Annotated in this window: 5 protein-coding genes; all 5 read left to right on the top strand. The window is 45.3% G+C overall.

Annotated elements, in window-relative coordinates; genetic code table 11:
• The first annotated feature begins 205 nt into the window (after nucleotides 1-205).
• Nucleotides 206-3,307, top strand: coding sequence for a glycosyl hydrolase family 18 protein (locus K6Y21_RS17785; protein WP_233073223.1), 3,102 nt, complete (start codon nucleotides 206-208; stop codon nucleotides 3,305-3,307).
• Between the two features lie 778 nt (nucleotides 3,308-4,085).
• Nucleotides 4,086-4,472 (top strand): DUF6896 domain-containing protein, encoded by a 387-nt coding sequence (locus K6Y21_RS17790; protein WP_233073224.1) that lies wholly within the window; start codon nucleotides 4,086-4,088, stop codon nucleotides 4,470-4,472.
• Between the two features lie 107 nt (nucleotides 4,473-4,579).
• Entirely contained in the window at nucleotides 4,580-4,831 is a 252-nt protein-coding gene (locus K6Y21_RS17795) for a hypothetical protein (RefSeq protein ID WP_233073225.1), read from the top strand.
• On the top strand, nucleotides 4,831-5,697 hold the full coding sequence (locus K6Y21_RS17800) for an LPO_1073/Vpar_1526 family protein (RefSeq protein ID WP_233073226.1): 867 nt from the start codon (nucleotides 4,831-4,833) through the stop codon (nucleotides 5,695-5,697). The genes K6Y21_RS17795 and K6Y21_RS17800 overlap by 1 nt, the downstream gene beginning before the upstream one ends.
• The gene (locus K6Y21_RS17805) at nucleotides 5,685-6,206 is read left to right on the top strand and encodes an SMI1/KNR4 family protein (RefSeq protein ID WP_233073227.1); all 522 of its coding nucleotides are present in this window, start codon (nucleotides 5,685-5,687) and stop codon (nucleotides 6,204-6,206) included. Before K6Y21_RS17800 ends, K6Y21_RS17805 begins: the two co-directional genes overlap by 13 nt.
• The last annotated feature ends 617 nt before the right edge of the window (nucleotides 6,207-6,823 follow it).

Here is a 6,823-nt window from a genome sequence, read left to right on the forward strand (position 1 = left end):
GGTGAGCATTTGGTTATCAAGTTGTAAAGTCTTTGTTTTAAATGACGTTTGTTTTGGTATCGGTTCCATTGATTTTTATCAAATTACATCTAAATTTCTTGAGATACCTCATATTGTCCTAAATTAAATACCAGCTCCCCCCTTTCAATGGTCTATCATAATACCCGCAATCAATGGATGGTTGCTTTATCTCAAGGATGAAAATATGAAAACGAAAATATCGCTCTTAGCGCTTGCGCTAAGTGCAGCTATTGGTGGCCAAGCCCATGCCGCCGGTGAAATCGAATGGGTAGCCGGTAAAACCAAAGTAGCCAACGGCGACGTGGTTATCTACCAAGGTGAATGTTATCAAGCTAAAAACAACCCAGGTACATGGGAAACGCCATCTTCAGCTTCAGGTTGGTTTTGGACACCTGTAGCTTGTTCTGGCGTTGAACCAACACCGACTCCAACTGCTGAGCCAACGGCAGAGCCCACCGCTGAACCAACAACTGAACCTACGGCAGAGCCAACGGCAGAGCCAACACCTGCACCAGGTAATGAAATTCCTTGGGTACCAGGTAAAACACGCGTAGCCAACGGCGATGTGGTTATCTACAACGGTGTTTGTTTCGAAGCGAAAAACAACCCTGGTACATGGGAAACGCCAACAGCGACCAGCTGGTTCTGGACAGAAGTCCCTTGTTCTGGTGTTCAACCAACGGCAGAGCCAACAGCTGAACCAACGGCAGAGCCAACAGCTGAACCAACGGCAGAGCCAACAGCTGAACCAACGGCAGAGCCAACAGCTGAACCAACAGCTGAACCAACGGCAGAGCCAACAGCAGAGCCAACAGCAGAGCCAACAGCAGAGCCAACAGCTGAACCGACCGCAGAGCCAACTCCAGGTCCGGGTAATCACGAAGCGTGTCGTCCAGAAGGCCTATACAAAACACCAGGCGTTGATGTTCCTTACTGTACGGTTTACCAAGAAGGCGGTGCAGAGAAACCCATCAACGGCACCTCTCGTCGTGTTATCGGTTATTTCACCAACTGGCGTAACGGTGCAAATGGTCAACCGACTTACCTAGCAACTGACGTTGCATGGGATAAAGTTACCCACATTAACTACGCATTTGCGCATATCGACAACAACTACCGTGTATCTGTAGGTGAAGACATTTACCCAACAGAGCCAGGTTACAAACTTGATCCTAAGAACCCGAACACTGGTATGGTTTGGAACGATGTACCGGGCGCAACCGATGCCGATATGGATCCAAGCGTTAAGTACAAAGGTCACTTGAACCTAATCAACAAGTACAAGAAAGAGAACGGCGTTAAAACCCTTATCTCTGTGGGTGGTTGGGCAGAAACCGGCGGTTTCTGGGGACCAAACACCGGCTCTACGTGTCCAATGAATGACGCACCAACAGCAGAAGACGAATGGGTAATGCCAGGTCAAGCTGATAAGAATGGTGTCGTTAACACTGGCCCATGTCCAATCGACAACCTAGGCCGTGTAGTTAACGGTGGCTTCTACTCAATGACCACTAACTCAGACGGTAGCGTAAACCAAGCGGGTATCGACGCGTTTGTTAAGTCTTCGGTTGACTTTATCCGTGCTTACGGCTTTGACGGTATCGACTTAGACTACGAATACCCAACGGCGCTAATGGACGGCGGTAACCCATTTGACCGCGCAGTACAAAACCCACGTCGTAGCTACTTGATGAACTCGTACAACGTGTTAATCAAGCAACTTCGTGAAGCGATTGACGTGGCGTCTGCAGAAGACGGCGTACATTACTACCTAACTGTTGCGGTGCCTTCATCAGGTTACCTACTACGTGGTATGGAAGTGTACTCAGCGGGTCAATACCTCGACTTTATCAACATGATGACCTACGACTTCTCTGGCTCATGGGGTGAAGTAGTTGGCTTTAACGGCCCACTTTACGACAACGGTAAAGATCCTGAAATGAATCTATATCAGGTTTACCAAAACTACGGCAACATTGGTTACCTCAACATTGACTGGGCATACCACTACTTCCGTGGCGTGGTACCTGCAGGTCGTATCAACATCGGTCTACCATACTACACCCGTGGTTGGAGAGGCGTTGAAGGCGGCGTAAATGGTTACGGTGGTAAAGCGCCAACAACTAACTGTGAGCGCGGTACAGGTAACGGTACAGAGCAAGGTTGTGGTAACGGTGCAATCGGTATTGACAACATGTGGCATGATACTGACCCACATGGTCTAGAGCTAGGTGCAGGCTTCAACCCAATGTGGCATGCGAAAAACCTAGAAGCGGGTCAAATGCCAACTTACGCAGCGCAATATGGTCTTGACCCAGTAAACAATCCTGATGATCGTCTAGTGGGCACTTACACTCGTTACTATGACACTGACGCAGAAGCGGCATGGTTATGGAACCCAACCAAGAAAGTGATGATCAACCTTGAAGATGAGCAAGCCATTGCAGCAAAAGCTAACTACGTTGCTGACAAAGGTCTTGGCGGTATCATGTTCTGGGAAATGGCGGGCGACTACGCGTGTTACGCGATTGAAAACGGTGTTCGTACCGAAACTATCGTACCTGAGTCAAACTGTTTAGCAGGTAATGGCACTGCAGAGTACTACGTAGGTAGCACGCTAACTGCACTAGGCCATGACATCCTAACTAAAGCAGGCAACCCAGACCTAAGTATGGTTGACCCATTAGTTAACTTGCCAGCACAGAAACTAGACGTGACCGTTTCACTGGTTGGTTATGTCACCGACGAAAGTGTGGCATGGCCGCAAACGTCTGAATGGCAGTTCACTAACAACAGTGACAAAACCATTACTGAAATTCAGTACAGCATCCCGTCTTCTACCGACCTAAGCAAGGACCTAAAAGCATTAGGTACCGTACTGAACAATGCGAACGGCCAAGGCAACAAGGGCGCACCTGGCATGGTTGATGACTTCCACCGTTTTGCAACTGCGGTTAGCATTGCACCTGGTGCAAGCCATACCCTAAAAGTGAACGCACACTTGCCAATCGGCGGTGGCCCATCTTCGTTTATCTTCAAGACGAATGCAGGTGAGTTTGCCGCATTAACTGAAGTTAAAGTCATCACTGATGGTTCATGTGAAGCGCGCGGTATAGACGTATCAACCCTACAACCATGGACTAGCGGCTGGAGTGCAAACTACGGCAAAGGCGACATGGTGACTCATGAAGGTCAAGTATGGCAACGTGCTTGGGGTGGTAACGACGGTCGTCCAGGCTCAGCTGAGAACTGGGTGACAGGTTGGAACCCAGTGTGTCCGCTTTAAATCTGATTTAAGCAACTAAACAAAAACCCGCTTCGGCGGGTTTTTTTATGGGGGCTATTTGGTAACAAGGGGATTCACCGTAAAGGGGAGTGGTTTGAAGATATGGCTGTTTATACAGGTATAATGGGTAAAAGTTGATTTTGTCCGCTCTTGGCGCGGTAAATAAAATGCAAAAGTCTCGCTTTGTTCACATTAGATGCCTAATTCATTGATATATAATCACAAAAAATATCAGCCTGTTTCTTTACGGGGGCCAGATTGGGTCTCGGTAATTTTCAGTCTCGGTTTGTTTTCCTCTTAGATGAGAGTTAACGTCGATAAATTGTGTGTAAGAGGCTGATAATCAATGATAATAATAGGGTTAGCCTAGGCGGAAGCGTGCGGGTTTACCAAGAAAAGAGTGTAATACACTGTTATTGGGTAATTTAAAACACTCACACCAGTAAATATAGTATACAGAGAGCTTTTTGCTGTATATTTAATCAGTATAAAAAGGTGAGAGTTATAAGCACAAAATCTAATAAGAAGGCTTGACTGGGCTATACTCATTTTTACTCCTTAAGCTAAGTATTTTGCTGCTGAAACTGGGAAGAGTTTCAGGCAGACAAATACTTAGCTTAAGGATCAGAAATCCCTATCAAGCCGCTGATTTTACGTGTTTTAAATTCTTCGCAGTCATCACTTTAGTGATGTCTGCCCAATAACAAGTATTTGAATTTGACGAAGCAACATGTTGCTTCACAAATTAAAACGGGCGTTATGTTTCTGAGGGTGAATCGTGACTGATGAAAAATTGATCACTCAGTTAATTCCACTTTGGTACGCCAACCTCGCTTGGGCAAAGGAATTAATTGCTAGGTCATTCGGGTTAGAGACCGCTTCGGAAATCTTAAAGCAGGAGTATAGAGGAAGGCGGCAAGTCCCCGGTACTAACTGGTTTATAAAGATCCATGGTGTCGGTGTAGATATTTTTAAGTCTCCAGAAGTCGGCGGTATAGATTTCGACTTTGGGCGTGATGCGCCTGATACATGGAGGTTGAAATATTTTTTCGAGAAGCAGTTTAATGATGGGCAATTGCCTGCAGCCGATTATATTCATTTAGCAGATGACGAAGAAAGACTAGAAGCTGCAATTAGAGTTGTGTTGTCGAGTGACAAAACATAACCAGTCCGCCCAAGCGACAGCATGAGCTGTCATAATTTTTGTAACACAACAAAAATTCCGCCAGCTGCAAGCAGCGCATGGCGGAAGCGTTATACGCAAGGAGAGTTATGCGCACTATAGTGAGGATATTATCAGTTGTTGCACTAGGCATCGCTGGAACGTGGTTGTATTTCGATCGTAGTTTTGAACCCGCATTAACTACTGTGGTGTCACTATCTGCGCTGGTAACAACATTCTTTTTAGGTAGTTCAAAAAGTGACGAAAAACAGTCTCAGAACCTCGGTGACGGTTCAACGGGTATCCAGGCGGGAGGAAATGTAAATATCTCCTTGGGCGAAAAAGAGAATAAGGAATTGTGATGCTAGGGGATAAACAAAAACAGGAAGTAGGAACGGATGCTACTGCTATCCAAGCTGGCGGGGATGTAACGTTAACTCAAAATAACGGTTTATCCGTTTCCGAAGTAAAAGAGCTTTGTTTGCTTTTCTTGCGGGATAATTTTCCAGCTTTGAGAGAAGAGGCTATTAATGCCGCTGAACTTAACGTCCAAAAATTTGCTACTAAACTTGAAGCCAAAATAGTTGAAAATGCACGTGAAATTGATTTAGCAAAATTTACAGATCCAGATGTACAAGCTGCTATTAATGACGCTGTGCAATCCAGTGCGCGAAAGGGGGAAAAATCGAACCCGTCTGTACTTGTGGATTTAATCGCCGAAAGAGCATCAGCTTCAGCTAACGATTTTAAAGATATAGTGCTCTCGGAAGCAGTCACTGTCGTACCTAAAATCACAAGTGAACAAATAGCATATTTATCGTTTATCCACTACATGACCCATGTTGGTATAAACGGACTTCAACATATATCTCAACTTGAACCATATTCACAGCGCGCTCTGGCCTCCGTGCGGTCTGGCCTTAACCTTTCTGATTCACAAAAACGTCATATTCAGTATGCTGGAACTTGTTCAATTGCCTCTATGATGGGCATGGATATATATGATGGTTGGATGAGCCAGCTATACAAGTATATGGGGTATACGGATATTAATACCTTCAAAAGCGACATTGCTCAATTTACACCTACAACAAAACTGCTGCTAGAAGCCTTTGACAACGATATAAAAGGTGGTCAAGTAACCTTGACCAGCGTTGGGCAGGCTATAGCAATCGCAAATTTATCAACAACATTGGGTAAAATGGATTACTCAATTTGGTTAAAGTAGAAGCGCGTATAACAAGCAGCAGCAACGGACTGTCAAACCTGTCACTCAAATTGCTGCGCAATTACGCGCCAGCTTTGCCAGCCGCTGTGCTGGGCGTTATAGCTCTGGAGAGAAGGTTGCCATTCGATTTATCGGAAGATCAATTATTGAAAGTTGAGGATGAACTAGGCTCGCCGTTGCCGCACGATTACCGAGAAGCAATGAAATTGGCTAATGGTGGCGAAGCATCAACCAAAGAAGATGACTGGGAGTTTTATCCAATTAAAGATACCTCAGATCGAAAGAGGCTTTCTCGCACTAGTAACCACATTATATATGAAACAGAGTCATGCAAAGGGTTTGGCAATTTTCCCAACGGAGCAATAGCAATAGCGGGGAATGGCTTGGGTGATCAGATGGTTTTCATCAAGGAATCAGGGAAGTTTCAAAATGCAGTATTTTTGTGGCTCCATGAAACTGGAGAGTTGAAGGAACTAGCTGCATCATTTAAAGAAATCGAAAAGCTATAACAAGGCCAAGCATAAGGGATAGCGCAAGCTGTCATAAAATTTGAAACAAATTTTCCGCCAGCCAGCGCTACCCATGTTGGCGGCGTTATGTGCAATCACTATGAAACTCGCTGCCAAAATACTGATGTCGATAATCCTATTTCCATATAGTTTTGGTGCTATTTGGTTGGTTAACTTATCAACAAGTCAGGGGCGCACTATACATTGGTATCTTCTGTTTTTTATGGTCTTCGTTGCTTTGACTAGCTTGTGGTCTTTTACTTGGTTCAAGCATCTGAGGAAATTATCGGTAGCTGGTCTTATATTGGCGCTTACCATATGTATACCAGCCACTTATATAGGATTCCCTGATATATTGTACTTAGTCGGTCCAGCTGCTCCTTTAATCATACTGTCTGCATTGTGCGTATGGCTTTATTGGCGCCAATCTAAAGCACATAACAAGGCGCTCAAATCCGACGCCGAAAGAGCCGGCGCGGTTTAGCGCGGCGCTGACGGATCCCCTCATAATTTAAGCATCGCTGTTTGATGGATCACGCGTATGTATTCGCAGATTGCCCACTGTATATCCGCGAAATTTCTTTGGTGGTCTCGCCGTCTTAGCACCTCTTTTGCGA

Source organism: Motilimonas eburnea (assembly GCF_021295345.1).
In the GTDB taxonomy this organism is placed as follows: domain Bacteria; phylum Pseudomonadota; class Gammaproteobacteria; order Enterobacterales; family CBDFNC01; genus Motilimonas; species Motilimonas eburnea.